The 24,820-nt window shown below is 67.5% G+C and carries 23 protein-coding genes and 2 pseudogenes; 12 read left to right on the forward strand and 13 right to left on the reverse strand.

Going from position 1 to position 24,820, the window contains the following annotated elements:
* Nucleotides 1-45: 45 nt before the first annotated feature.
* Together purQ and purS are read right to left on the reverse strand one after the other, a co-directional pair.
* Entirely contained in the window at nt 46-729 is a 684-nt protein-coding gene (purQ, locus tag B2G71_RS05345; RefSeq protein ID WP_098104686.1) for a phosphoribosylformylglycinamidine synthase subunit PurQ, read from the reverse strand.
* Nucleotides 726-962: a phosphoribosylformylglycinamidine synthase subunit PurS gene (gene purS / locus B2G71_RS05350; RefSeq protein WP_098104687.1), complete on the reverse strand. Its 237-nt coding sequence runs from the start codon at nt 960-962 to the stop codon at nt 726-728. Before purS ends, purQ begins: the two co-directional genes overlap by 4 nt.
* A gap of 137 nt (nt 963-1,099) precedes the next feature.
* Between purS and B2G71_RS05355 the strand changes: the two genes are divergently transcribed.
* Together B2G71_RS05355 and B2G71_RS05360 are read left to right on the forward strand one after the other, a co-directional pair.
* Nucleotides 1,100-2,017 (forward strand): SDR family NAD(P)-dependent oxidoreductase, encoded by a 918-nt coding sequence (locus B2G71_RS05355; protein WP_098104688.1) that lies wholly within the window; start codon nt 1,100-1,102, stop codon nt 2,015-2,017.
* Nucleotides 2,018-2,665 (forward strand): DUF4328 domain-containing protein, encoded by a 648-nt coding sequence (locus B2G71_RS05360; protein ID WP_098104689.1) that lies wholly within the window; start codon nt 2,018-2,020, stop codon nt 2,663-2,665.
* 1 nt (nt 2,666) lies between these two features.
* On the opposite strand, the gene B2G71_RS05365 is transcribed toward B2G71_RS05360, so the two are convergent.
* From B2G71_RS05365 to B2G71_RS05380, 4 genes are read right to left on the reverse strand one after another with little or no spacing between them, the layout of a single operon-like run.
* Complete coding sequence (locus tag B2G71_RS05365) at nt 2,667-3,032, reverse strand: DUF2794 domain-containing protein (RefSeq protein ID WP_098104690.1); 366 nt, start codon at nt 3,030-3,032, stop codon at nt 2,667-2,669.
* Between the two features lie 5 nt (nt 3,033-3,037).
* Nucleotides 3,038-3,742 (reverse strand): serine O-acetyltransferase EpsC, encoded by a 705-nt coding sequence (gene epsC, locus B2G71_RS05370; RefSeq protein WP_098104691.1) that lies wholly within the window; start codon nt 3,740-3,742, stop codon nt 3,038-3,040.
* A 45-nt stretch (nt 3,743-3,787) separates the two neighbouring features.
* Nucleotides 3,788-4,381 (reverse strand): ATPase, encoded by a 594-nt coding sequence (locus B2G71_RS05375; protein WP_098104957.1) that lies wholly within the window; start codon nt 4,379-4,381, stop codon nt 3,788-3,790.
* Nucleotides 4,382-4,393: 12 nt separating this feature from the next.
* Nucleotides 4,394-5,701: a hypothetical protein gene (locus B2G71_RS05380; RefSeq protein ID WP_098104692.1), complete on the reverse strand. Its 1,308-nt coding sequence runs from the start codon at nt 5,699-5,701 to the stop codon at nt 4,394-4,396.
* A gap of 67 nt (nt 5,702-5,768) precedes the next feature.
* Between B2G71_RS05380 and purM the strand changes: the two genes are divergently transcribed.
* The 3 genes from purM to B2G71_RS05395 all read left to right on the forward strand — a co-directional run bounded on the left by purM (nt 5,769) and on the right by B2G71_RS05395 (nt 9,193).
* Nucleotides 5,769-6,872: a phosphoribosylformylglycinamidine cyclo-ligase gene (purM, locus tag B2G71_RS05385; RefSeq protein ID WP_098104693.1), complete on the forward strand. Its 1,104-nt coding sequence runs from the start codon at nt 5,769-5,771 to the stop codon at nt 6,870-6,872.
* Complete coding sequence (gene purN / locus B2G71_RS05390) at nt 6,865-7,818, forward strand: phosphoribosylglycinamide formyltransferase (protein WP_098104694.1); 954 nt, start codon at nt 6,865-6,867, stop codon at nt 7,816-7,818. Before purM ends, purN begins: the two co-directional genes overlap by 8 nt.
* Nucleotides 7,819-7,924: 106 nt before the next feature.
* Nucleotides 7,925-9,193 carry an MFS transporter gene (locus B2G71_RS05395; RefSeq protein WP_098104695.1) on the forward strand — a complete coding sequence of 423 codons (1,269 nt, stop codon included), beginning with the start codon at nt 7,925-7,927 and terminating at the stop codon, nt 9,191-9,193.
* Here the strand turns inward: B2G71_RS05395 and B2G71_RS05400 are convergent.
* The 5 genes from B2G71_RS05400 to B2G71_RS05420 all read right to left on the reverse strand — a co-directional run bounded on the left by B2G71_RS05400 (nt 9,190) and on the right by B2G71_RS05420 (nt 12,729).
* Nucleotides 9,190-9,435 (reverse strand): hypothetical protein, encoded by a 246-nt coding sequence (locus B2G71_RS05400; protein WP_098104696.1) that lies wholly within the window; start codon nt 9,433-9,435, stop codon nt 9,190-9,192. The two genes, B2G71_RS05395 and B2G71_RS05400, sit on opposite strands and share 4 nt — an antisense overlap.
* Before the next feature lie 63 nt (nt 9,436-9,498).
* The gene (locus B2G71_RS05405) at nt 9,499-10,200 is read right to left on the reverse strand and encodes a lysozyme inhibitor LprI family protein (RefSeq protein ID WP_098104697.1); all 702 of its coding nucleotides are present in this window, start codon (nt 10,198-10,200) and stop codon (nt 9,499-9,501) included.
* 111 nt (nt 10,201-10,311) lie between these two features.
* Nucleotides 10,312-10,734 carry a nucleoside-diphosphate kinase gene (gene ndk, locus B2G71_RS05410; protein WP_098104698.1) on the reverse strand — a complete coding sequence of 141 codons (423 nt, stop codon included), beginning with the start codon at nt 10,732-10,734 and terminating at the stop codon, nt 10,312-10,314.
* A gap of 76 nt (nt 10,735-10,810) precedes the next feature.
* Nucleotides 10,811-11,245 (reverse strand): DNA polymerase III subunit chi, encoded by a 435-nt coding sequence (locus B2G71_RS05415; protein ID WP_098104699.1) that lies wholly within the window; start codon nt 11,243-11,245, stop codon nt 10,811-10,813.
* Between the two features lie 20 nt (nt 11,246-11,265).
* Nucleotides 11,266-12,729 carry a leucyl aminopeptidase gene (locus B2G71_RS05420; RefSeq protein ID WP_098104700.1) on the reverse strand — a complete coding sequence of 488 codons (1,464 nt, stop codon included), beginning with the start codon at nt 12,727-12,729 and terminating at the stop codon, nt 11,266-11,268.
* Between the two features lie 85 nt (nt 12,730-12,814).
* Here B2G71_RS05420 and lptD point away from each other — a divergent pair, with 85 nt between their 5' ends.
* Together lptD and B2G71_RS05430 are read left to right on the forward strand one after the other, a co-directional pair.
* The gene (gene lptD, locus B2G71_RS05425; protein WP_098104701.1) at nt 12,815-15,103 is read left to right on the forward strand and encodes an LPS assembly protein LptD; all 2,289 of its coding nucleotides are present in this window, start codon (nt 12,815-12,817) and stop codon (nt 15,101-15,103) included.
* Between the two features lie 77 nt (nt 15,104-15,180).
* Nucleotides 15,181-16,083 carry an SDR family NAD(P)-dependent oxidoreductase gene (locus B2G71_RS05430; protein ID WP_098104702.1) on the forward strand — a complete coding sequence of 301 codons (903 nt, stop codon included), beginning with the start codon at nt 15,181-15,183 and terminating at the stop codon, nt 16,081-16,083.
* 27 nt (nt 16,084-16,110) lie between these two features.
* Here B2G71_RS05430 and B2G71_RS05435 read toward each other — a convergent pair whose 3' ends face one another.
* Entirely contained in the window at nt 16,111-17,007 is an 897-nt protein-coding gene (locus B2G71_RS05435) for an enoyl-CoA hydratase (RefSeq protein WP_098104703.1), read from the reverse strand.
* Nucleotides 17,008-17,285: 278 nt separating this feature from the next.
* Here B2G71_RS05435 and B2G71_RS05440 point away from each other — a divergent pair.
* From B2G71_RS05440 to B2G71_RS05450, 4 genes and pseudogenes are all read left to right on the forward strand, one after another.
* A pseudogene (locus tag B2G71_RS05440) lies at nt 17,286-19,472 on the forward strand (TonB-dependent receptor); the annotation flags it as partial.
* Between the two features lie 141 nt (nt 19,473-19,613).
* Nucleotides 19,614-20,039 (forward strand): annotated as a pseudogene (locus tag B2G71_RS24805) (OmpA family protein); the annotation flags it as partial.
* 228 nt (nt 20,040-20,267) lie between these two features.
* Complete coding sequence (locus tag B2G71_RS05445) at nt 20,268-21,254, forward strand: TauD/TfdA family dioxygenase (protein ID WP_098104705.1); 987 nt, start codon at nt 20,268-20,270, stop codon at nt 21,252-21,254.
* Nucleotides 21,255-21,307: 53 nt separating this feature from the next.
* Entirely contained in the window at nt 21,308-21,814 is a 507-nt protein-coding gene (locus B2G71_RS05450; protein ID WP_240530015.1) for a hypothetical protein, read from the forward strand.
* A gap of 731 nt (nt 21,815-22,545) precedes the next feature.
* On the opposite strand, the gene B2G71_RS05455 is transcribed toward B2G71_RS05450, so the two are convergent.
* Nucleotides 22,546-23,208: an outer membrane beta-barrel protein gene (locus B2G71_RS05455; protein WP_098104706.1), complete on the reverse strand. Its 663-nt coding sequence runs from the start codon at nt 23,206-23,208 to the stop codon at nt 22,546-22,548.
* Nucleotides 23,209-23,451: 243 nt separating this feature from the next.
* Between B2G71_RS05455 and rlmN the strand changes: the two genes are divergently transcribed.
* Entirely contained in the window at nt 23,452-24,735 is a 1,284-nt protein-coding gene (gene rlmN, locus B2G71_RS05460; RefSeq protein WP_206049304.1) for a 23S rRNA (adenine(2503)-C(2))-methyltransferase RlmN, read from the forward strand.
* Nucleotides 24,736-24,820: the final 85 nt, after the last annotated feature.

Raw genomic sequence — 24,820 nt, forward strand, 5'->3', positions numbered from 1 at the left:
CTGCGGATGCGGTTTGCCGCACGAGCAAGGGGTCGGCCTGCCTGATCAGGCCCCGACGAGACCCTTCACCGCGCTTTCGAACAAGGCGCGGCCATCCGCGCTGCCCTGGGCGGGCTCGATGGCGCGTTCGGGGTGCGGCATCATCCCCAGCACGTTGCCGGCGGCGTTGAGCACGCCCGCGATCGCGCGCGACGAACCGTTGACCTCCTCGGCGTAGCGGAAGGCCACCCTGCCCTCGCCCTCGATCCGGTCGAGCGTCTCGTCATCGGCGAAGTAGTTGCCGTCATGGTGCGCGACGGGCACGCGGATCCGCGCGCCCTGCTCGTAGCCCGAGGTGAACAGCGACTGCCCGTTCTCGACCGTGAGCACGACCTCGCGGCAGACAAAGCGGATCGCGGCGTTGCGCAGCAGCGCACCCGGCAGCAGGCCGCTTTCGGTAAGCACCTGGAAACCGTTGCACACACCGAGCACCGGCACGCCCTTGCCCGCCGCCTCGATCACGGCGCGCATGATCGGCGATCGCGAGGCGATCGCGCCGCAGCGCAAGTAGTCGCCATAGGAAAACCCGCCCGGCAGGGCGATGAAGTCCAGACGCTCGGGCAGCTCGGCATCGCCGTGCCAGACGCGGATCGGTGCGGTTCCCGAGACCTGCTCGAGCGCGACCGCCATGTCGCGATCGCAGTTCGATCCGGGGAACGTGACGACCGCGGAGCGGAAGCCGCCGGTCATGCCGCGACCTTCTCGATCCGGTAGTTCTCGATCACCATGTTGGCGAGCAGCTTGCGGCACATCTCGTCGAGCGCGTCATCGCTGGTCGCCTCGTCGACGTCGAGTTCGATCAGGCGGCCGGCGCGCACATCGTTGACGCCCGAAAATCCGAGCCCCTCGAGCGAGTGATGGATCGCGCGGCCCTGCGGATCGAGGACACCGGGCTTGAGGCTGACGTGCACGCGCACCTTCATCGCAGGACCTTTCGTTGGGCTTGGTGGGTCTGTTGCGCCTATGGCCCCGCGCGTCGCCGGGCGCAAGGTGCGCCCATCGCCGAACGCGCGTCGCTGAACAATTGAATCCCCGCGCGTGCCGTGCCATCCCCGGGGCCATGACCATCGACTTCGACGGCAAGGTCGCGATCGTGACCGGCGCGGGCAACGGCCTCGGCCGCGCCTATGCGCTGGCGCTCGCCGAGCGCGGCGCGCGCGTCGTCGTCAACGATCTGGGCACTTGCCGCGACGGCACCGGGCATTCGCAGGCCGCCGCCGATGTCGTCGCCGAGATCCGCGCCAAGGGTGGCGAGGCGCTGGCCGACGGCGGCGACGTGACCGACAGCGGGCAGATGGAGGCCATGGCCGCGCGCGCGAAGGACGCCTGGGGCGGCATCCACGTGCTCATCAACAACGCAGGCATCCTGCGCGACCGCACGTTCGCCAAGATGGCGCAGGAGGATTTCGAGGCGGTGGTCGGCGTCCACCTGTTCGGCGCCGCCAATGCGACGCGCGCGGTGTGGGACGTCATGCGCGCGCAGGGCTACGGGCGGGTGCTGATGACGACCTCCTCTGCGGGGCTCGGCGGCAATTTCGGGCAAGCGAACTACGCGGCGGCCAAGCTCGGGCTGGTCGGCCTCGCCAAGACGCTCGCGCTCGAAGGCGCGAAATACGACATCCGCGTCAACGCGATCTCGCCCACGGCGGGCACGCGTATGACCGAGGACATCTTCCCCGAAGACGCCTTCGCCGCTTTCAGCCTCGACAACGTGGTGCCCGCCGCGCTGTTTCTCGTCGGCGAGGATGCGCCCAACGGCGCGATCGTCGGCGCGGGCGGCGGCGTGTTCCAGTCGGCCTGGGTGACGATGAACGAGGGCGAACTGCTCCCCGAAGCCGAGCGCACCCCCGAAGGCATCGCCGCCGCGTGGGACCGCATCGCCGACCGCTCGACCGACCGGCCCGTGCGCAACGGCATGGAACAGTCGCAACGAGTCATGGCAAGGCTGGCGAAGAAGGACAGGGATGTGCGCGGCTAGATGGTGCTGACTCTCGATGCCGGGTTGAGCACTCTGGAGGCGCGCGCCGCGAGGGCACACATCGCGCTGATCCTGTTCATGGCTTTGGCGGGCGTCAGCATCGGCGTTACGATCTGCGAATATGGCGGCTTGATAGACTTCGACGCCGCCGAGCTGGACCGGCCATCCACCGCCGCCGGTCTAAGCCTTGCAGCCTACATCATCACGATGGTGGCCACGACAATAATCGTCGCCACCTGGATCTACCGGGCCCATGCCAATTTGCGGGACGCGGGGATCGGGGACCTCAAATTCAGTCCGGGCTGGGCCGTGGGATGGTACTTCATCCCGATCGCCAACCTGTTCAAGCCCTTTCAGGCCATGCGCGAACTGCGCGAAGCGAGCCTGACCGGCCGCCCCGGAAACGGCGGGACCGACTCCGGAAACCTGCCAGTCTGGTGGGGAGCGTGGATCGTGGGAAGTATGGCCAGTAACGCGAGCCTTCGACTCGGTGATCGAAACGATCAAGCCTTCGCGCGGCTGACGTCCTTCCTCGATATCGTCTCGGACCTCAGCTTCATCGCGTCCGCATGGTTGCTGTTGCAGATCATCCGCGAGGTGAGTCAGGCGCAGCAAACCTCGTTGCGCGCTGCCTCGACATTTGCCTGAACTAGTCCTCGACCACTTTCAGCAGCCGGCGTTCGAGCGGGACCAGCACGCCCGCCAGTTCGTGCCCGCGCTTGAGCACTTGCCCGGCTTCGCCGAACAGCGTCCACATGCCCTGGCGCCCGCGCAGCGAGGGGCGTTTCTCGATGCGGGCGTGGGGGCGTTCGGCGGCGCGGCGGTAGGCGGCGAAACTGGCGGCATCGCGGCCGAAGTCCATCGCGTAGTCGCGCCACTGGCCCGCCGCGACCATCCGGCCGTAGAGGTCCATGATCTTTTGCAATTCGAGCCGGTCGAAGCCGACCTGCCCGCCCGGCCTGCCGGGAAAGGCGATGACCGTGCCGGTATTCGCCGCGTGACCGCCTGAGGCCATTCAGCTCAGACGCCCTTGCAGGCCGGCTGGCTGGCGGGCTTTTCCGCCTCGCGCTCGGCCAGAAGCGCCTCGACCTGCTCGCGCAGCCGCGCCACTTCGGCCTCGATCTCCTCGACCCGCTGGTTGCCGACCGGTTCGCACGGCTCCTTGCACGGCGTGCCGTAGGGCATGAACTCCTTGGCCCAGGTCTCGGCGGCGACGAGCGTCGAGCGCGCCTTGAGGCCGATCATCGTCGCGCCCTCGGGCACGTCCTCGGTAACGACCGCGCTGGCGCCGATGCGCGCGCGGCGACCGACCGTGACGGGACCGAGAATCTGCGCGCCCGAACCGACGATGACGTTGTCTTCCAGCGTCGGGTGACGCTTGCCCGCCTTGCCGTTGGTCGGGTTGGTGCCGCCGAGCGTGACGCACTGGTAGATGGTCACGTCATCGCCGATCACCGCGGTTTCACCGATGACGGTGAAGCCGTGGTCGATGAACAGGTTGCGCCCGATCGTCGCGCCCGGGTGGATGTCGATCGCGGTGAAGAAGCGCGACATGTGGTTGACGAAGCGCGCCAGGAAAAACAGCCGCGCGTTGAACAGCCGGTGCGCCACCTTGTGCCAGAACAGCGCCCAGACCCCGGGATAGAGCAGCACTTCCCAACGCGAGCGCGGCGCCGGATCGCGCGCCTTCACGGAATCGAGATAACGGACAAGAGCAGCAATCATCGACGCGAATCTTTCATCAAACGGTACGCAACGCAAGCTTGCCGCTCAGGTTCCGTGGCTCTCGGCCAGTGCGTCGCGCCAGATCGCCATGGTCGGAGCATGCTTTCGCTCCAGGCTCAGGCGGTCGATCGCGGCGACCAGCTTTTCGACGCCCAAATGGCTACGCTCGCAGCGTGGTACAAGATATTCGGTTGCCGAAGGGTCAAGAACCAGCCCTCGGGCCTGCGCGTGGAGCTCGATCAGTTCGGCGAGCATGGCGTCGTCGGGCGCGCCGATGCTCAGGCGCAGCGCCGCGCCGAGCCGCGAGGCGAGGTCGGGCAAGGCGACCTTCCAGCCGCCCTCGGGCGCGTGGCTGACGAGCAGCAGCGGCCGCCCGCTTTCCTGCGCTCGGTTCCAGCGGTGGAAGACGATGTCCTCTTCCAGCCGGTCGGCATCGTCGATGGCCTCGCCCGCGCCCGACTCGATGAACCAGCGCGTCAGCAGCGACTTGCCCGAACGCGGCGGACCGAACAGGATCGCGGTGCGGAACGGCCAGTCGGACGTCGTGCCGAAGGCATCGAGCACGGCGCGATTGGCATTGCCGACGACGATCCGGCCGCCGCCGCCGATGGGCTCGAGCGGAAGAGCGATCTGCGACATCACCGTCATCGCCTAGCGGCTGATCCGCAGGACCCCGCCGTTCGACGAGACCTGCCAGCCTTGCGCGCGCAGCGAGGCCGCGAGCGCGTCGATGCCGCCCGCCACGGTGACCCGCATCACCGAAGTGCCGCCGATCGCGAGACTGGTTGGCGCGGCGCCCTGCACGCCGGGCGCGCCGCGCACGGCGGCAAGCGCCGAATCGACCGCGGACGCATCGGGCGAGGCGAACTGGACGGTGATCGTGGCCACCGACTGCGTCTCGCCGGACGGCGATGGAGAGGGCGACGGCGCTTCGGCCGGACTCGGCGCGCTCGACTCGGCCGGGGCGACTGGCCCGCCGGGCAACAGCTTCCGGCGCAAGGCGTCGAGCGCCTGATCGAAGGCGAGCTCGCCGCTCTGGATCGTCGGATCGGGCGTCAGACGGCCTTCGGCGAGCGCGCGGCGATAGATGCGGTCGACCCGCACGATCGCCGCGTCGAGCATCGCCGGAACCTTGCTGTCGTCGTCGGCAGTGAGCGTGAAGCTTTCGAGAAAGGTATTGTCGGGGCCGTAGCGCGCGGTGAAGGTGCCGCGCACCGGGCCTCCGGGCCATTGCCGTTCGAGCCGGGCGACCGGGATCAGCACGTCGGCCGCCTCGAACTGGCCCAGCACGGTGCGCCACCACAGGCGGCTGCGCCGTCCCGGCTGGCCCGCGTTGAGGATCAGCGATTCGCCGCCGGCGCCAGTGGGTCGCACGTAGTCGATCGGGCTCGCCGCCGCCTGGAAGTTGGCCCAGGCCCGCTGCCAGGGTCCCTGCACTTCGAACACCTGGCGCACGCCGCCCGAATAGAGCACCGGGATCACCAGCAAGGGTGCCGAGCGGCTTGCCGCGCCGCCTTCCGCCCGGCCGACGAATTGCCCGGCCTTGGCCTTGTCGAAGATCACGCCGAGTCGCGCCTTGTAGCGGCGCGGGCCGATCTGCTCGCTCTCGATCACCACCGCCGAGACCATCGCGTCGATCTGCTCCACCGACATCTCGGGTCCGCCGAGCTTTTCCCAGGCCTTCTTCTGCGCCAGCTTCCAGCCCTGGGTACGCGCATCGTCGGCGTCCTTGCCGGTCACGTCGACGGCGATGCCCGTCACCTGGATATCGTCGGAATTGGCGAGCGGAGGGATACCGCGATCGCCCTCGATCTGCGCGATCAGCCGCGCCGGGCCGACCACCGCGAGCGCGATCGCCAATGCGCCGCCGAGCGCGAGCAGGAGCTGCGCGGCGGGCCCGGGGCGGCGTCCCACGAGAAACCCGGGCCGCTTGGTCCTGCTGTTAGAGGCGATAACCATCTTCGAGGCGCGCCTTTTGCCCAAAGGCAAGTGGAAATCCAAGCCGTAAAGCGCTAACCGCCTCGCGATGACCGACGATAAGTCCCAGCAAAGCTACAGTTACGCGCAGGCGGGCGTCTCGATCGCCGCCGGAAACGCGCTGGTGAAGGCCATCGCCCCGCTGGCGAAAGCGACCGCGCGGCCGGGCGCGGACGCCGACCTGGGCGGCTTCGGCGGGTTCTTCGACCCGCGCGCGGCGGGCTACGTCGATCCGCTGCTGGTCGCGGCGAACGACGGCGTGGGCACCAAGGTCAAGCTCGCGATCGACCACGACCGGCACGACCGCATCGGCATCGACCTGGTCGCGATGTGCGTCAACGACCTCATCGTCCAGGGCGCCGAGCCGCTGTTCTTCCTCGACTATTTCGCCACCGGCAAGCTGGTGAACGGCGTTGCCGAGCGAGTCGTCGCGGGGATCGCCGAGGGCTGCCGGATCGCCGGATGCGCGCTGATCGGCGGCGAGACCGCGGAGATGCCGGGCATGTATGCCGATGGCGACTACGACCTCGCGGGCTTCTGCGTCGGCGCGGTCGAGCGCGGCGAGCAGCTCACCGGCGACAAGGTGCGCGCGGGCGACGTGCTGCTCGGCCTCGCCTCCTCGGGCGTGCATTCGAACGGCTATTCGCTGGTCCGCCGGCTTGCCGCGGACAAGGGCTGGAAGCTCGACCGCCCGGCGCTGTTCGACCAGGACGTGCTGCTCATCGACGCGCTGATCGCGCCGACCAAGATCTACGTGAAGAGCCTGCTGCCGCTGGTGCGCAGCGGCAAGATCCACGCGCTGGCGCACATCACCGGCGGCGGCCTGCTCGAGAACGTACCGCGCGTCCTGCCCGAGGGGCTGCGCGCGCGGGTCGAGGCCGATTCGTGGGGACAGCCGCGCCTCATGGCCTTCCTGCAGGCGCAGGGCGCGATCGAGCCCGAGGAGATGGCGCGCACGTTCAACTGCGGGATCGGCATGGTCATCGCCGTGGCCGAGGACGACGTCCCGGCGATCAGCGCCGCGCTCGAATCGGCGGGCGAGACGGTGCACCGCATCGGCGCAATCGAGGCCGGCCCGCGCGGCTGTTCGGTTTCGGGCAGCGCCGGAACCTGGAGCGCGCGCGAGGCCTGGGACGCCGCGCACGATGCCTGAGCGGCAGAAGGTCGCGGTCCTGATCTCGGGCAGCGGCACCAACATGGCCGCGCTGCTCTATGCCAGCCGCGCCGAGGACTGCCCCTACGAGATCGTGCTCGTCGCCTCGAACAAGCCCGAGGCCGGAGGGCTGAGGCTCGCCGAGGCCGAGGGCGTCGCCACCTTCGCACTCTCGCACAAGGGCATGGAGCGCGCCGCGCACGACATCGCGATGGACGCCGCGATCCGGCGCAGCGGCGCGCGCTGGGTCGCGCTCGCGGGCTACATGCGCATCCTCACAGACGAGTTCGTCGCGCGCTGGGAGGGCAGGATGGTCAATATCCACCCCTCGCTGCTGCCCAAGTACACCGGGCTCCACACCCACCAGCGCGCGATCGAGGCGGGCGACAGCCACGGCGGCGTCACAGTCCACCTCGTCACCGCCGAGCTCGATTGCGGGCCGGTGCTCGGCCAGACGCCGGTCGCGATCCTGCCCGACGACACGCCCGACAGCCTCGCCGCGCGGGTGCTGATCGCCGAGCACCAGCTCTATTCGCGCTGCCTCGAAAGCCTCGTCACGCGCGAGACCTCGCCAGAATACCTCGCGCAGATGGTGCGCGAGCGCGCCATGGCGATGCCCGAAGCGGACGAGATCATGAGCCACGGCATGCCCTGCTTCGGCATCGTCAAGGGCAAGAAGTTCGCCTATTTCACCGCCGACCATCACGGCGACGGGCGGATCGCGCTGCTCGTCAAGATCAGCGGCCCCGACGAACAGGCGATGCTGATCGAGCAGGACGAGGCGCGCTATTTCCGCCCCGCCTATTTCGGCGACGGCTGGATCGGCATCCGCCTCGACCTCGGCGACACCGACTGGGACGCGATCGCCGACTGGCTGCGCCGGTCATGGCGCGCGGTGGCGCCCAAGAAGTTGACCAAGCTGCTCGACGCGGCCGACGACTTCTAGCGCCGCTGCTACCCGCTCAGTCATCTGAGAGACCATTCCGTCGATTGCCGAGTTCGGATCTCCTCTTCATCCTCTCCTCAAACAGAGATTCGCGGGAGAGAGTGGAATGGCGGGCGCCAGGGACGATTCGTATGCCGAGCTTGGGCGTCGCTGGCCCCTGGTGCTGGCCGCCGCATCGGGCGTTTCGCTCGCCAGCGTGACCTCGGCCTCGCTCGGGGTGATGATCGAGCCGATCGAACGCGATCTTGGCTGGACCCGTACGCAGATCACCCTCGGCCCTTCGCTGGTCCCCTTGATCGTGATGGTGCTCAGCACTGGCGGCGGCCTGCTCATCGACAGGTTTGGGCCCCGGCTCGTCGGGCTGAGTGCAGCGACGGCATTCTGCGCAGGCCTCGCCAGCTTTTCGCTGATCGGCGATCACTTGTGGCAGTGGTGGGGGCTGTGGGCGCTGATCGGCGTCGCCAGCGCCACGATGCCGACGGTCTGGCTGACGCCCGTCTCGATGATCTTCACAAAGGGCAAGGGCCTCGCCGTCGCGCTGGTGCTCTCGGGCTCCGGCATTTCCACGACGCTCGTGCCGATACTCGCCAATGCACAAGTGCAGGAAAGCGGCTGGCGTTCGGCCTACCTGCTGATTTCGGCGATCTGGTTCGCAATCGTGATGACGCTGCTGATCCTGTTCTTCCGCGTCGGTCGCGCGCCGAAAAGCCAACCCACGGAGGGCGCCGCGAAATCCGCCCAAACCTCCGAGACACTGCCCGGCTTCACCGCGCGCGAGGGATTCAGGCAAGCCTCGTTCTGGAAGCTCGGGATCGGCGCCTTCCTGAGCATGTCCGCCGGAGTCGCGCTGATCCTCAATCTGGTGCCCGTTCTGCGCTCTACGGGCCTGACGCCGACGACGGCGGCATCCATCGCCGGTCTCCTTGGCATCGCGACAATCGTGGGCCGGGTCTTCGGCGGCTGGCTGCTTGACCGGTTCAGTGCAGCGGCGATCGCTTCGGTGTCGGCGGCGGGGTGTTCGCTGCTGCCTGTCCTGCTGCTGACCATGGCCGGATCTGTGCCGGTCGCTGCCGGCGCGGTCGCAGTCTACGGCCTGCTGGGCGGTGCGAAAGTTCCGGCCGTCGCCTATCTCGCGAGCCGGCACTTCGGGCAGCGCGCCTTCGGAACCCTCTACGGCGCGATCAACACCTCGATCGCGTTCGGCGTGGGCGCCGGTCCGCTGGTGGCGAACATGGTCTACGATTCGACCTCGAGCTACGAGATCGTGATGCTGGTCGCGGTGCCCTTCATGCTCGTGGCCGCGATTTGCTACGGCCTGCTCGGGCGTTATCCCGACTTCGACCGTGCCGAGAATGGCAACTCGGCAGCGAGCTAGATCGCGGCGTAGTCGACCAGCGGCCGGCTTTCGCGGGTGCCGCGGTACTTGGCTTCGGGGTCTTTCGGATCGCCCGCGATCATCACGTGGTCCTCGTGCACCTCGAGCAGCGTTCCCACGAAGGGAAAGCCTTCGAGACTGCCGGTCACGCGGTAGCTGACGATGTCGCCGACCTTGAAGGTGGCGGGATCGAAATTGAACTCGAACGGGCAGGCTTCGCCCTCTTCACCCATGCCTTGCATTGCGTTCTTCTCCTTTGCGGGGGAGCATAGCGCAATGAGCCGTAGTGGATCAAACGCGAAGGTTCAGCCGCCGCCCTCGATCCGGCAATGGCGCTCCTCCGTTTCGCCGGGGAGCGTGACCCGCGCATCATCGTCCGAAATCGTCAGCACCGCTTCGCCCGCGTAGTTCACGCCCCGATACGTCGTTCCCGGCTCGCCCGCGATGCGCTCGAGCGCAACGGCCTGGTCCTTCCACTGGAGGAACGCGCCGCCCGGATCGCTCCTCAGGAACGTCACGCCGATGGCGAACGGCGTTTCGTCGCAAGCGAGCGAGAACGGTCCTTCGGAGATACCCTTCGCGTCATCGCTGCGCGCGGGCGCGTAGCCCTGGCGCAAGTCGCTGATCCGGCCACTGTACGAGCTGAACACGCAGCGGCGCAGGTCGTCGGCCTTCCAGCATTCGTCGCGGCCCTTGATCCAGCCGCGCTGCATGCCGCGCAATTGCTCCTGCCGGACGGAGTCGCGGGGGCCGTCCTTGGAGGCCAGTGCATAGAGCCGCGCCATTTCGCGATCGAGCGCGGCCAGCTCGGCATCGCCGCAAACAAGCTGCATCGCCCTGGTGTCTGCCTTGGCGCAGGCGAAGCTCGGCGATGCCGTGGCGACGGGCGCCGCCGCTTCGCGGAGGCTCGCCGCTGCGGTGGAAGTGTCCGCCGGATCCGTCGGAGCCGCCTGCCGCGAACATCCTGCAAGCGCCAGGAACACGCTCGTCACGATCCGCAATCTCATCGCCCGCCCTCTCGTCGTTTCGTCCAGCTTAAGCCGATGCACGCGCGGGGCATAGAAAAAGGGCCACCCTCGCGGACGGCCCTTTTCGATTTCTCGCGATACGCGCGGCGATCAGCCGACGATTTCCTCGGGCTTGAAGAAGTAGTCGATCTCGATCTTGGCGTTCTCGTCGCTGTCCGAGCCGTGGACCGAGTTCGCCTCGATGCTCTCGGCGTGGACCTTGCGGATCGTGCCCTCGGCGGCGTCGGCGGGATTGGTCGCGCCCATGACGTCGCGGTTGCGCTTCACGGCGTCCTCGCCCTCGAGCACCTGCACGACGACCGGGCCGGAGATCATGAAGCTGACGAGCTCGCCGAAGAAGGGACGCTCCTTGTGGACCGCGTAGAAGCCTTCGGCCTGTTCCTTGGTCATCTGGATGCGCTTCGAGGCAACGACGCGCAAGCCGGCATCCTCGAGCATCTTGGTGACCGCGCCGGTGAGGTTGCGGCGGGTGGCATCGGGCTTGATGATCGAGAAAGTGCGGGTGACCGCCATTTTACCTATTCCTTGAAGTTGGTCTGATTGCGTTGCGCGCGCCCCTAGCCGGGATAATCGCAAGCTGCAAGCAAGCTTACCCCGCCTCGATCCAGCGACCGCCTTCCTGCTTCCAGTAGCGGCGCTCGACCTCCTCGCGCGCGCGCAGGCCGCGCCAAACCTGGCGCGCGTTCGCCACCGAGCGCTCGTCGAACAGCAGGAAGACGCGCTCGAAACCCGCCGCCTCGTCGCGCCAGTCACCGTCGGCAAACGCGATGTAGCGCGCGCCGTTGCCCGCGACCGGCTCGTTCGAGAGCAGCACCGGCTGCCGGTCCTCGGCCCCCTCGCCCGCCCGGCCATTCGCGAGGAACGTGCCGGGCAGCGACCAGAGCCCGCGCGAGATCCGCTCGAGCAGCGCATCGTCGCGCGCCACCACCAGCATCCGCTCGCCCGCCCTGAGCGTGGCGCGCGCCAGCAGCGGCAGCGCCGTCTCGGCGGGGTCGCGGCTGAGCTGGTAGAAGTCGACGCGCACGATCGCCTACGCGCGCCGCGTCAGGCTTCGGCGGTGTCGCGCACGAACTGGTCGAGCAGCCGCACGCCGAAACCGGTCGCGCCCTTGTCCCAGGTAGCGCCGGGCTTGTCGGCCCATACCGTGCCGGCGATATCGAGGTGGGCCCAGGGCCGCTCGTCCTCGACGAAACGCTGGAGGAACTGCGCCGCGGTGATCGATCCGCCGAAGCGGGTGCCCACGTTCTTCATGTCGGCGATCGCGCTGTCGAGCTGCTTGTCGTAGGCCGGGCCCATCGGGAAGCGCCAGAGCCGGTCGCCCGTGGCGTCGCCCGCCGCCGAAAGCGCGCCGGCCAGTTCGTCGTCGTTCGAGAAGATCCCGGCGTATTCGTGCGCCAGCGAGGCGATGATCGCGCCGGTCAGCGTGGCGAGATCGACGATCCGCGAGGGCGAATAGGTCCGCTGCGTCCAGGTCATCGCGTCGCACAGCACCAGCCGTCCCTCGGCGTCGGTGTTGATCACCTCGATCGTCTGGCCCGACATCGAGGTGACGACGTCGCCCGGGCGCTGGGCATTGCCGTCGGGCATGTTCTCGACCAGCCCGCAGATGCCCACGACGTTGGCCTTGGCCTTGCGCCGCGCGAGCGCGAGCATCGTGCCCGCGACCGCGCCGGCACCGCCCATGTCCCACTTCATGTCCTCCATGCCGCCGGGCTGCTTGAGGCTGATGCCGCCGGTGTCGAAAGTCACGCCCTTGCCGACGAAGGCGACCGGCGCCACGCCGGCCTCGCCGCCATTCCACTCCATCGCGAGCAGACGCGGCTTGCGCACCGAACCCTGCGCCACGCCGAGCAGCGCGCCCATGCCGAGCGCGGCCATCTCGTCCTCGTCGAGTACCTTGAACACGATCCCGGTCCCTTCCATTCGCGCCTTGCAGCGCTCGACGAAGCTTTCGGGATAGATCGTGTTGGCCGGCTCGGTCACGAGTTCGCGGGTGAATTCGACACCCTGCGCCAGCGCCTCTTCGCTCTGCCAGAGCGCCTCGGTGCCATCGGGCGCGGCGAGGGCGGCGATCGTCTCGAGCGTGGCCTTCTTGTCGTCGGCGAGCTTGGTCTTGTAGCCATCGAGCCGCCAGGCGCGCAGGCGAGCCGCGAGCAGCGCGGCCGCGGCGTCTTCCGCCGAGAGCCCGGCGCCGGTGAAATCGATCGCGAGCGACGCTTCGCCAGAGCGTAAGTACTTGCCGACGACGCCCGCCACGCCGCGCTCGATCGCGCTGCGACGGTCCTTGGCGTCGGGCTTGCCGATCCCGGCGAGCACCATGCGCACGACCTTGCCGTTGCTCTCGACGAAGCCCTCGTGGATCTGTCCGGCCTTGCCGGCGAAGCGCGACCGCTTGGCGCCTTCGCTGATCACGGGTTCCAGGTCGGCGGGAACGGCGTCCTGATTCACCAAACGGACGACAAAGACATTGTCGGTGTCAGCGGTTGCATCAAGAAACTGAATTTGCATGGTTTCTCCTGGATTGTGCGGATTAGGCGTCCGCTCGCCGCATCGCCGGATTGCAGTTAGGCACGCGCGGTGCGATAGGCAACCCATGCTCCCGGCCGCGTCGTACCCAGTGCAAGCCCTTGTCCAACGTCTGCGGCCCCTCCCCCTGAGCACGCTGGCGCTGGCGCTTTGCACGGCATGGCCGGCCCAGCTCCAGGCGCAGGATTTCACGCCGCCCGCCGAGGGGCCGCCGCCGGTGATCGCCGAGCCGCCGCCCGAAACCGCCGACGCCGTGCCGATCGCCTTCGAGGCCGACCGCATCGAATATGCCGAGGATGCCGACACCGTCACCGCCAGCGGCAACGTCGTGCTGCGCAAGGACGACCAGTCGGTCGCGGCCGAGACCGTCACCTGGAACCGCGAGACCGGCGAGATCGTGGCGAGCGGCAACGTGCGGATGGTCGATCAGGACGGCAACCAGCTCTACACCGAGCGCGTCGAACTGACCGACGAACTCAAGACCGGAGCGATGCAGAACCTGCTGATCGCGCTGCGTCAGGGCGGCCGCCTCGCCGCCGAGGAAGGCCGGCGGATCGACAACGGCAACATCATCCTCAGCCGCGCCGCCTATACCGGCTGCGCGATCGAGGATGCCGAGGGCTGCCCCAAGAGCCCGAGCTGGCGCGTCACGGCGCGCGAGGTGGTCTACGACGACACCGCCAAGCGCGTCAGCTTCAAGGGCGCGCGGCTGGTGCTGTTCGAGAAGATCGCGCTGCCGCTGCCGGGCCTGCGCATCACCACCGACGGGCGCGCCGTCTCGGGCGTGCTGATTCCCGATTTCCGGCTCACGCCGTCGAACGGGGTGGAAATCAGCCAGCCCTACTACCTGCGGATCGACGAGAACCGCGATCTCACCGCCACGGCCTTCGTCTACACCAAGGTCGCGCCGATGGCCCAGGTCGAGTACCGCGCGCTCACGGAGAAGGGCGCCTACCAGATCACCGGCTATGCGACCGCGAGCAGCCGCATCCCGATCTTCGGGTCCACACCGACGGCGGAAAGCGACTTTCGCGGCTATCTCGAGGCCAACGGACGGCTCCAGTTCGACGAGAACTGGAGTGTGACCGGATCGATCCGCCGCTCGACCGACCGCACGTTCCTGCGCCGCTACGACATCAACCGCGACGACAGACTACGCTCGATGGTCGAACTCGAACGGATCGACCAGGACAGTTATTTCTCGCTGGCCGGGTGGGCGACGCAGACGATGCGCGTCAACGCCGTGCAGGGCCAGATTCCGGTCGCGCTGCCGGTGCTCGACTATCGCCACCGCTTCGACGATCCGGTGCTCGGCGGCAAGTTCGAAACGCAGGTCAACACGCTCGCGATCCAGCGCAGCGCCGGGCAGGACACGCAGCGCGCCTTCGCCAGCGGCCAGTGGACCCTGCGCAAGCTGACCGCGATGGGCCAGGAGATCACGCTCACCGGCCTGGTTCGCGGCGACGTCTACCATTCGGACGAGAACGACCTCACCACGACCGAGATCTATCGCGGCAACAGCGGCTGGGAAGCGCGCGGAATCGCCACGGCCGCGCTCGACGTGAGATGGCCCTTCGTCGGCCAGTTCGCCGGCGGCACGCAAGTGCTGACACCGCGCGTCCAGATCGTCGCGAGCCCGAGCATCAAGAACCTCGACGTGCCCAACGAGGACGCGCGCGCGATCGACCTCGAAACGAGCAACCTGTTCGCGCTCAACCGCTTCCCCGGCTACGACCGGATCGAGGACGGGGTGCGGTTCACGTACGGCCTCGACTGGAATTTCGAGCGGCCGCGCTGGGCGATCAAGGCGACGGTCGGACAATCGATCCGTCTCACCGACGAGCCGACGCTGCTGCCCGACGGCACCGGGCTCACCAGCAAGACCTCGGACTTCGTCGGCCGCACCGAAGTGCGCTACCGCGATCTCGTCAGCTTCGTGCACCGCTTCCGGCTCGACAAGGACAACCTCGCGATCCGGCGCAACGAGTTCGACGCCACGGTGGGCAATACCCGGACCTACGCCGAGATCGGCTACGTCAAGCTCAACCGCGACATCCCCGAGAGCATCGAGGACCTGCAGGACCGCGAGGAAGCCCGCGTCGCCGGGCGCGTCGCCTTCGCGCGCTACTGGTCGCTGTTCGGCTCGGCGGTGGTCAACCTCACCAACCGCAGCGACGATCCGGTGTTCGGCTCGGACGGCTTCCAGCCGCTGCGCACGCGCATGGGCATCGCCTACGAGGACGACTGCCTCGAGATCGCGCTGACCTGGCGGCGCAACTACACCGCGACCGGCGACGCCCGGCGCGGCGATTCGTTCCAGGTCCGCTTCGCGCTGCGCAACATCGGCATCCGCTGACGATATCGCTCCGGAGCGTTGCGCCCCGAGCCGTGCCGCGCCAGACTTCTCTCCCGAGGACCAAGGGAGAAAAGGCGATGCTCGAAGGCAAGGTGATCGCGGTGACCGGCGCGGGACGCGGCATCGGGCGCGACATCGCCCTGCTCTGCGCGCGCGAGGGCGCGGCGGTGGTGGTCAATGACCTCGGCACCTCGACCCAGGGCGAAGGCGCCGATGCGACGCCCGCCGAAGATGTCGCCGCGGAAATCCTCGCCGCCGGCGGACGGGCGCTCGCCAACACCGCCAGCGTCGCCGACCCGCAGGGCGCGGCCTCGATCGTCGCCGACGCGGTGCGCGCCTTCGGCCGCATCGACGGTGTGGTGAACAACGCCGGCATCCTGCACGACCGCATCTTCCACAAGATGAGCGAGGAAGACTGGCGGCAGGTGATCGACGTCCATCTGCACGGCGCCTTCCTCGTCTCCAGGGCCGCGATCCCGCATTTCCGCGAGCAGCGGTCGGGCGCCTTCGTCCACTTCACCTCGACCGCCGGGCTCGTCGGCAATGTCGGGCAGGCGAACTACGCGGCCGCGAAGATGGGCATCGTCGGGCTGTCGCGGTCGATCGCGCTCGACGCGAGCCGCTACGGCGTGCGCTCGAACTGCATCGCGCCGTTCGCCTGGAGCCGGATGATCGGCGGAATCGCCGGGCTCGACGGGAGCGATCCCGCGCTCGATGCGTTCAAGGCGATGTCGAGCGAAAAGATCGCACCACTCGTCGCGTTCCTCCTCGCCGATGCCGCGCACGCGGTCAGCGGGCAGATCTTCGCGGTGCGCAAGAACGAGATCATGCTGTTCAGCCAGCCGCGCCCGGTCCGCTCGATGCACAAGTCGCAGGGCTGGACGCCCCAGGCCATCGCCGAGGAGTTGCTGCCCGCCTTCGCCGACAGCCTCTGCCCGCTCGACGAGGCGCGCGACCTCTTCGCCTACCCGCCGATCTGAGAGCCATGCACGGCCCTCGCCGAAAGGTCAGCGGTCCTTCCTTGCCAGCCGGATCGGTGGGGCGCTGCGCCAGTCGGGCACGCCGTCCTCGGGAGTCGCGATCGGCATGCCGCCGGCCCCGCCGTGCATCGATTCCCAGTGCGTGTGGCCGAGCTGGTGAAGCGAGAACGCCGACTGCAGGGCGTTGGTGAAGCCCATCGCCTCAACCGACTGGTTGACCGATTCCTTGATCAGCAGCGCCGCCATCGTCGGCACCTCGGCGATGCGCCGCGCGAAGGCGAGCGTGCGTTCGGCCAGCTCGTCGGGCGGGTAGATCTTCGAGACCATGCCGAGCCGGTAGGCTTCCTCGGCGTCGATCGCATCGCCGGTGAGCATCAGTTCCTTGGTCTTGCGCGGCCCGAACTCCCAGGGATGCGCGAAGTATTCCATTCCCGGCATCCCGAGGCGCGTGCCGACGACGTCGCAGAATTCGGTCGCCTCGGCGGCGACGATGAGGTCGCAGGCCCACATCAGCATGAGGCCGGCGGACACGACCTTGCCGTGGACCTGCGCGATCGTCGTCTTGCGCAGGTTCCGCCAGCGCAGCGTGTTCTGATAGTAGTAGTGCCACTCCTGGAGCGTGCGCCCCTCGCCGCCCGGCAGCGTCCCGCCATTGGTCCGCGCGGTCTCGTGCTGGCCGGGCCCCGGCGTCATCGCGGCGCGCTGCTCGGCCGAGCCGAGATCGTGCCCGGCCGAGAACATCGGCCCCGCGCCGGCAAGGATCACGACGCGCACCGCGTCGTCGCGTTCGGCGCGCGCGAAGGCGTCTCCCAGTTCGACCAGCATGACCCGGTTCTGCGCATTGCGCGCCTCGGGCCGATTGAGCGTGATTCTCACGATCGTTCCCTCGTCGAGCGTCTCGATCAGCAGATGCCGGTAGTCCAAGTGCCTGTCCCTTCACCCTCGCGGATTACGAATTGACCCTTAGCGGCGCGGCCCCGCGATCCCGCGCAAGCGCTCGTCGGCGCGATTTCTCGAACAATCGCCCGAATTGTCCCAAGGTTGGCTCCGGGCCGCTCTGCATCTCGACGCAAAGCCAAAGTAAGCAAACTGTACAGACGTACAAAAATAAAGGGGAGAGGAACATGAGGGGATTGCGCCCAACGCAATCCGGCGGCGTCGGCCGTCGGAGCTTCATCGCAACCGCGCTGGCCACCACGGCGATGAGCGCGCCGTTCGCCACCGGCCCGGCGCTCGCGCAGGAAGCGCAGGCGACCGCGAGCGTCGCCGATGACGTCATCATCGTCACGGCGCAGCGCCGCCAGGAAGCGCTCGAGGACGTGCCGATGTCGGTCTCCGTCGTCAATGCCGAGACGCTCGCGGCGGCGGGCGTAACCTCGCTGCGCGACATCTCAAACGTCACCACCGGCTACCAACTCGGCCAGGGCGGCGCCTTCCCGCAGCCCTCGGTGCGCGGCGTCACCACGGTGATCAACGGCATCTACGAGAACAACGTCGCCGTCTATGTGGACGGAATCTACCAGGTCAATCCGCAGACCATCAATATCGACCTGCCCAACATCGAGAGCGTGCAGGTGCTCAAGGGTCCGCAAGGCACGCTCTACGGCCGCAACGCCACCGGCGGCGCCCTGCTGCTCAACACGATCTCCCCGGGCGAGTTCTGGGAAGGCAAGGCCGAGGCGACTTACGCCCGCTTCGACGACAAGCGCTTCAGCGCCTACGTCGCCGGGCCGGTGTCCGACCGGGTCGGGCTCAGCCTCGCAGGCTACATCCGGCGCAGCGACGGCTACATCAAGCTCGCCAGCCGCACGACGCCGGGCGAGACCGACGGCGATGCCGCGCCGCTCAAGCAGGATTCGGTCCGCGCCAAGCTCAAGCTCGGCCTCACCGATACCTTCACCGCGACGCTCGCCTACAACTACACCCGGGTCAGCGACGCGCGCGGCAACATGTTCACGCCTTTCGAGAACCGGCCCGCGACCTATCTGCTGCCCGGCGGCGAGCTGCTGCCGAACAAGCTGGGCGTGGCCGCCTGGGACATCGCCGCCGAAGTCACCACGCGCCAGCACGAGGGATCGCTCACGCTCGAACTCGAGACCGGGCTCGGCGTTCTCAAGTCGATCACCGGCTATACCCAGACCCGCGCACGCACCAGCTTCGATTTCGACGGCTCATACATCCCGTTGAGCTGGAGCACGAGCAAGATCCAGAACCGCACCTTCCAGCAGGCGCTCGACTTCACCGTGACCGCGATCGATTCGGTCGATCTCATCGTCGGCGGCACCTATTTCCGCGACCGCAACAAGTACATCGACCCCAACCAGTTCTACCTCGGCCCGGCGGCCCTGGGGGCGCCCTACGATCCGGCCAACCCCGCCCCGCTTTCGGCCTATACGCTGCTGTTCAGCGCAGACTTTTCCCAGACCAAGGAAGCCTGGGCCGCCTATGCCGACGCGACCGTCCATCTCGGCGACCGGCTGAGCCTTAACGTCGGCGGACGCTACAGCGAGGAAACCTTCGACGTCTTCGCCGCGCAGGACAGCTTCCTGCCCTCGTCGGTCCGCCCGGCGACCACGGCGGACGCCAAGTTCAGCAAGCTCACGCCGCGCGCCTCGATCCGCTACGAAGTGGCACCGCGCACGAATGTCTACGCATCCTATTCGAAGGGTTTCCGCAGCGGCGCCTTCAATTCGACGTTGCCGCCCTGCGTGCTCACCAATCCGAGCTGCTACCAGCCCGCGGATCAGGAGACGATCGACGCCTACGAGATCGGCTTCAAGACCGCGCGGGGGCGCTTCCGCGCCGAACTGGCCGCATTCTACTACGACTACAAGAACCTCCAGGTCTCGTCCACGATCACGCTGCCCGAAGGCAGCCCCTTCGTCGACGTGACCAACGCGCCCAAGGCGAAGATCAAGGGCATCGAGGGCAGTCTCGAATTCGAACCCTTCGACAACTTCCGCGTCCATGCCGGCGCGATCTATCTTCACGCGCGCTACGGCGACGGCTTCACCTTCAGCGGCGCGGGCGTGAGCAACGCCGCGCCGGGCGGAGTGGGCATCAACACCAGTTCCGATCCGCTCAAGACCTATCTCAACGTCTCGCAGGTGCAGGACCTGTCTGGCCTGCAGATGTCGCGCGCGCCCGACTTCTCGGCCAACTTCGGCGTCGACTACGATATCCCGATGGGGGACGGCGGACTGCTGCTCGCCGCCAACGTGAAGTACACCGACAGCTATGTGGTGACCAATCCGAGCGTCTGGGGCGATGCGCCGGGCGTTCCCGCCGACCGGCAGGACGAACAGCGCTTCCGCGAGGGCAAGTACGCGCTGCTCAATGCCTCGGCGACCTGGACCGATCCGACCGACACGTTCTACATCCGCGTGTTCGGCACCAACCTCACCGATCACCGCTACCGCATCCACTACTCGGGCACGACCACCTACGGCACTTACGCGCCGATGGGCGAGCCGCGCACCTACGGCGTCACGCTCGGCTTCAAGTTCCGCGAGGACGCGAGCCCGCGGACGGCGGCGCCGGCACCGCCGCCCCCGCCGGCTCCCCCGCCGCCGCCCGCTCCGCCCGCACCGCCGGCTAAGGTGGTGTGCAACAAGGGCCCCTATATCGTGTTCTTCGACTGGGACAGCGCCGCGATCACGCCCGAGGCGAGCGGCATCCTCGACAGCGCGCTGACGGCCTACGGAAGCTGCGACAACGTGCCGATCATGCTCGCGGGCCACGCCGACCGTTCGGGGGCGGCGGCCTACAACCAGACGCTGTCGGAAGAGCGCAACGCCAGCGTGCGGAGCTACCTGACCGACCGCGGCGTTCCCGATGCCGCCATCTCGAGCCGGGGCTACGGCGAAAGCGATCCGCGCGTGCCGACCGCCGACGGCGTGCGCGAACTGCAGAATCGCCGCGTCGAGATCACTTACGGACCGGGCTCGGGCTACTAGCCGGCGCCGGACAGGTCCGTCAGACCCGGCGCCTCGCCCATGGCACGGGCGGGCGCCGGGTCCGCCAGTCAATTCGCATTGCGAGCGCGATACAATCGCGCGCGAGAATCGGTTTTGCGTCGCTGTGAGTTAGGCTATATCATGAGCCTGCTTAAGAGTTGCCCACGCCGCCGAGGCCCTGCCCGGCACTCCAAAAGACGGCAAGCGGCATTCAAGGGAGAGTGACGAATGAGTGAACTGGTGATTCGCGATCTCGACGAAAGCCTGAACTTCGGCTCCGAAGTCGACGGTCTCGGCTGGGACAACATCGAGGACGAGGGCGTGCGGCAGAAACTGCGCGACCTGTTCGTCGAACGCGGCCTGATCGTGTTCCGCAACATGGAGCCGACCGCCAAGATGCAGGTCGCGCTCAGCAAGATCTTCGGCCCGCTCAAGGACCACCCGACCAAGACCACCCCACGCGACGACGAGACCGGCGACGAAGCCCAGGGCGTGATCGACATGTTCCACAAGGGCAATGCCGATCAGAACGCCAACGAGGGGATCGTCGTGCGCAACGGCAAGCGCCTGGCTCGCTTCGCGCCCTGGCACTTCGATCACTGCTACAACGACGAACTCAACTACGCGGGCGTGCTGCGCGCGCCGCTCAACGCGCCCAAGGGCGAAGGCGGTCGCACCGGCTTCATGGACGGGATCGAGCTCTACCGCCAGTTCCCCAAGGATCTGCGCGACCAGATCGAGGGCAAGACCATCATCTACACGCTCGACACCCGGCTCTCGAAGCAGAAGTACGCCGTCGATTTCGAGCCGCTCGACGAGCTGCCGAGCACCGCGATGCTGCTCAAGGAAGTGGCGATCTTCCCGCGCGCGATGCATCCGGCGGTCTGGACCCGCGAGACCGGCGAGAAAGTGCTGCATGCCGGCCCGTGGATGGCGGTCGGCGTCGAGAACGACGAAACCGCCGAGGGCGACGCGATGTTCGACGCGGTCTGCAAGGAGATCAATCGCCGCGGGGAAGGCACGAGCGCCTACTGGCACGAGTGGGAGCCGACCGACATGGTGATCTGGGACAATCACCGCATGCTCCACGCGGTCGAAGGCTGCGATCCCAAGTACGACCGCCGCACGATCCGCTCGACGATCAAGGGCGATTACGGCCTCGGCTATTTCGAGGACGGCAAGAAGATCGGCGAAGTCCTGCGCGAAGTCGCCTGATCGCCGGGCTCGCGGGGCTTTTCCCGCGCGCCGCAATCTGCAATGGGCCGGTCGTGTTCGCGCGTCCGGTCCTTTTGCTGCTGCTCGGCCTTGTCCTGAGTCCGCTCGGCTCGTCGGCCGCCATCGCGCGCGACAGCCTCGGGCTCTATTCGGACTGGGGCGCGTTCCGCGATCCGATGGTGCCGCGCTGCTATGCCATCGCCAAGGCGCAGCCGTCGAACCGCAGGCGCGACTACCAGCCCTATGCCTCGGTCGGCACCTGGCCCAAGCGCGGCGTGCGCAACCAGATCCATTTCCGCGTCTCGCGCAAGCTCGCCGATGCTCCCCGGATCGACTTGCGCGTCGGCGATGAGCGCTTCGAACTGACCGGAGGCGGCGGCGACGCCTGGCCCCCCGACGACCGCACCAACGCCGCGATCATCGCCGCGATCCGCTCGGCCCCGACGATGACGGTGCGCGCCACCGACGAGACCGGCCGCCGCTTCCACGACACCTGGACCCTCCCCGGCGCCGCCTCGGCCATCGACGCGGCCGCGCTGGGCTGCGCCAAGGCGCGGTAGCCGCGGGATTGTCGGCCTTACGATATTTCTCGCTGGAAGCGGCCTTTCGGGATACGACGAAGTTGCGGGCGCGGTCGCAATGTGGATGCCCGTTGACCGCCTTATAGTCTGGTCTATCGAGATATGATGCGCGCTTTCGTAAAGGCGGTTTTCGTTGGGTCCCTTGCTGGATCTTGGGCTCCGCTGATATTTACTGTGATGGGCATTTTAAGTTATATTCCCGAAGGATTTGACGGGAGTGGCGAAATTTTCCCCGCGATAGCGTTTGCCCTATCTCCATTTTTAATTGTTTTATGCTTTGTTCTGACAGCTAGCGTCCTCGTTGGGCTGCCAACAACTGCTATCCTTTCGAGACTTCAGATAGAAAGTCCCGCTGCTTACATTATCGTTGGGATTGTGGCTGGTGCCGCATTTCCGATAGCCGTTCTCGAGTGGATTGGCTCCAATGGAGTTTGGTCACTGTTGCTATCGGTTCTCGGCGCATTCAGTGGGGGTGTCACTGGACGGATTTGGTGGGTTGAGGCGCGAGAGACTTGTGTCCGCTAACCACGACTTTCGTGACGTTCCAGACTCGCAAAGCGTTTGCCGAAAGCGGACACTTGGCCGAACGCATGCCGACCCCGCTCAGCGGAAGCGGCGGATGTTCCCATGGCCTGCATCCGCTCCACCCATGAAGAAGGGCGGGGCCGCACCCGAGCGCCCCGCCCTTCCCTGACGCGGCGGCTATGCGGTCAGAACCGCACGCCGACGCTGGCCACCACCTGGTGCCGGTCGAGGTCGACGTCGAAGCGCTCGCTGTCGGGCAAGTCGCCATCGAAATCGACTTCGGCCTTCGAGTAGTTCGAATAGCGGTATTCGAGCTTGGCGAAGGTGTTGCTGCTCATCGCCTGCTCGACGCCCGCGCCGATGCGCCAGCCGTCGGCGTCGATGTCCTGTCCGAGGTCGGTCGTGCCGTCGAACGAGTTCACGTCGAACTTGGCGTTGGTGTAGCCGCCCTTGACGTAGACCAGCGTCCGCGGGGTCGCCTTGATGCCCGCGCGCGCCCCCAGATAGAGGTCGCGGTTGGCCTTGACGTTGCCGATGCCGAAGCCCTCGAAATCGCCGTTGTCGAACTTGGTCTTCGCAGTGGAATCGCTCAGTTCCGCCTCGACGCCGACGACGGCACTGCCGAGATCGACGCCGTAACCCGCGCCGATGCCGTAGAGGAAGCCGTCGATGGACTCGTCGTTGTCGGCATTGACGTCGTCGTCGATGCTGCTTCCGGCCTTGGAAACATCGTAGCCGACGATCGCCTCGACGCGCGGTCCGTTGAACGGCGAGTCGGCCTGCTGAGCCATGGCGGGCACGGAGACCAGCGCGGTTCCGGAAGCGAGGCAGACGAGAATCTTCTTCATTTTAGGTACTCCAGAAATCTCGGCACTCGTGGTGCCGGACCGATGGAATGCCGAAGTCCCAGAGGAAGTTTCCTGAACCTCACACAACGAAAAAAGCGTTGTTTTTCAGACACACTCTTGCGATATCTCGAATGATTCGAGCGACGATCCGCCGGAACCGATCGGCCTCGGCCGCTGTTCGCGCGGGCCCGCTCGCGGGTGTCTTTTGTTCGCGGCGCAGATGACCTATATGGACGCCTCACCATGACCGATCCGGACACCATCTCCGCCGGGGCCGGCCCTATGCCGATCCCCGGGCACATCGACCCGGTTCCGCTGCCGCGGGACGTGACGCCGCGCGCGGACGGGCGCGTCGACCTGATCGGTCTGCCCAAGGCGCGGATCACCGAGCTGTTCGCCGCCGCCGGGCTCGACGCCAAGGCCGCCAAGCTGCGCGCCAAGCAGGTGTTCCACTGGCTCTATCATCGCGGCGTCACCGACTTTTCGGCGATGACCGACATCGCCAAGACCATGCGCCCCTGGCTCGCCGAGCGCTTCGTCGTCGGCCGCCCCGAAGTCGTCGAGGCGCAGCATTCGCGCGACGGCACCCGCAAGTGGCTGCTGCGCACCGCCGACGGCCACGACTTCGAGATGGTCTTCATCCCCGACGCCGATCGCGGGACGTTGTGCGTCTCCTCGCAGGTCGGCTGCACGCTCAACTGCCGCTTCTGCCATACGGGGACGATGCGGCTGGTGCGCAATCTGACGCCCGGCGAAATCGTGGGACAAGTCATGCTCGCGCGCGACGCGCTCGGCGAGTGGCCCAAGGGCCGGATGGACGGGCTCGAGATCGAAGAGGACGAAGGCGGCTACTCGGCCGACGGGCGCCTGCTCACCAACATCGTGATGATGGGCATGGGCGAGCCGCTGTACAATTTCGACAACGTGCGCGACGCGCTGCGTCTCGTGATGGACGGCGACGGCCTGGCGCTGTCGAAGCGGCGCATCACGCTTTCGACCAGCGGCGTAATCCCGATGATGGCGCGCTGCGGCGAGGAGATCGGCGTCAACCTCGCGGTCTCGCTCCACGCGGTGAGCAAGGACGTGCGCGACGAGATCGTGCCGATCAACAAGAAGTACGGCCTTGAAGACCTGCTCGCGGCCTGCGCGGCCTATCCCGGCGCCTCGAACGCGCGGCGCATCACCTTCGAATACGTGATGCTCAAGGACAAGAACGACAGCGACGCCGATGCGCGCGAACTCGTGCGGCTGCTGCGCAAGTACGACCTGCCCGCCAAGGTGAACCTGATCCCGTTCAACCCCTGGCCCGGCGCGCCCTATGCATGCTCGACGCCCGAGCGCATCCGCCGCTTTTCCGATATCGTCTTCGAAGCCGGGATCAGCGCGCCGGTGCGCACGCCACGCGGCCGCGACATCGATGCCGCCTGCGGCCAGCTCCGGACCGCCGCCGAGAAGAAGTCCCGGGCCGAGCGCGACCGCGAGGACGTGGAGCGGATTCACGCCGAGAAGCAGGCGGCGCTCGGCTGATCGCCTCCCAGGCTGCCGGGTGCTTTCGTTTCGTTAATCGCGCGTTCCGAACCCGGCGGCCAGTCTGCGGACGGAACCGCCAAGG

Source organism: Novosphingobium sp. PC22D, from assembly GCF_002556635.1.
In the GTDB taxonomy this organism is placed as follows: domain Bacteria; phylum Pseudomonadota; class Alphaproteobacteria; order Sphingomonadales; family Sphingomonadaceae; genus Novosphingobium.